Below are 1488 nucleotides of genomic sequence, written 5' to 3' on the forward strand. Positions count from 1 at the left end.
GGCTCTTCTTACTTGAGGTGGGGGTGGTTGAGGCCGCCGCCGATGAGGAGCATGCGTAGGCGGTAGTTGTCGCGGTTGCGGAATCCTCTGGCGACGCGGCGGTGGAGTTCGATGAGCCCGTTGACGGCTTCGGTGCCGCCGTTGTTGGAGCGGCCGGTGTCGAAGTAGGCCAGAAACGCCTCACGCCAGCGCTTGAGGGTCCGGCCGAGTCTGGCGATCTCAGGGATCGGGCAGGTCGGGAAAGAATCAAGGATTCTTTCGGCGATCGTGCGGCCCTCACCGGGGTTGGGATGGCGGTAGGCCGCGCGGAGACGCTGAGCGCATGACCACGCGATGTAGACGGGCAGGTGCTCGTCGGGTCGGGCAGCGATCGCGGTGTCGAACCTGGCCCGTTGCTTATCGGTAAGTTTCTCGGCGCCGGCGCGTAGGAGGTTCTGGATCCCGTAGAGCGGGTCGCCCTTGCGTCCGCGGTGGCCCAGAGTCTCCTGCTGGATCCGGCGCCGGCACTCATCAACGGCAGCGGTGCCGAGCTTGACGACGTGAAAGGCATCCAGGACCGCGACGGCGTCTTCGAGCTTGTCGTCGATCGCGCTCTTGTAGCCCTGGAACGGGTCCAGGGCCGCGATCTTCACCCCGGCGCGGAAGCTCTCGCCGCGCTCGGTGAGCCAGTCGGCGTAGGCCTTTCCCGAGCGGCCCGGGACAAGATCGAGCAGCCTCGCCCGGACGTGTCCGTGCCGGTCACGGGTCAGATCCACCATTCCGGTGAGCTCTTTCGGGCCGCGCCCGCCCTCACCGAGCGGTTTGGTGGAGACGTGATGCCAGATGTGCTCATCGACGCCCAAAGACGCGACATTCTGGAATCGGGTCGGATCAGCGGCCATGACCTCGAGCAACGGCCTGATGGAACGCCAGATGGTGCGCCACGTCGCCCCGAGCTGACGTGCCAGACCGGCCACGGAGGCATGCTCCCGCCGCAGCTGGCCGATCGCCCACCAACAGGCCCGCGTCGTGAGCAACGCCCGCGGCCCGGCGAGCTCGCCGTGCTGTTCGGTGAACGACCGTGCCGGGCATGCCTCCTCGGCGCACCGCCACGTCCGTTTCCGCCACACCAGACGGACGGGCCGCCCGAAGCAGGGCACGTCGATCAAACTGACGTCGCGTCGGCCGTGGCTGTGCGCGACCACCCCGCAGGAGTGGCAGCCTGCCGGCCCGGCGGGTGATTCGATGACCGCCCGGACAACGCCGGCGTGTTCGCTGACGTCGATGACGTGGAAGCCCTCCAGGCCCACCAGCAGATCGCACCGAGGGCAGTAACACGAAGGTTGAGAACGTGGGCGCGCGCGGGCGCACGACGTAGGCTCGGACATTGTCGAGACCTTCCGGATTGAGCGGCTTAGTCACTGCCGATCTTGGAAGGTCTCGATCCCTTTTCCACTCAAGCACTCACACCGTGTCGCTCAGCCACCCCCACCGCAGGTAAGAAGAGCC

General features: G+C 67.1%; 1 protein-coding gene. It reads right to left on the reverse strand.

Annotation, left to right across the window (positions count from 1 at the left end; all coding sequences use genetic code 11):
• Positions 1 to 8 precede the first annotated feature (8 nt).
• On the reverse strand, positions 9 to 1367 hold the full coding sequence (locus tag IWX63_RS16570) for an ISL3 family transposase (protein WP_442859144.1): 1359 nt from the start codon (positions 1365 to 1367) through the stop codon (positions 9 to 11).
• Positions 1368 to 1488: the final 121 nt, after the last annotated feature.

This window comes from Arthrobacter sp. CAN_A2 (assembly GCF_015752045.1).
In the GTDB taxonomy this organism is placed as follows: domain Bacteria; phylum Actinomycetota; class Actinomycetes; order Actinomycetales; family Micrococcaceae; genus Arthrobacter_D.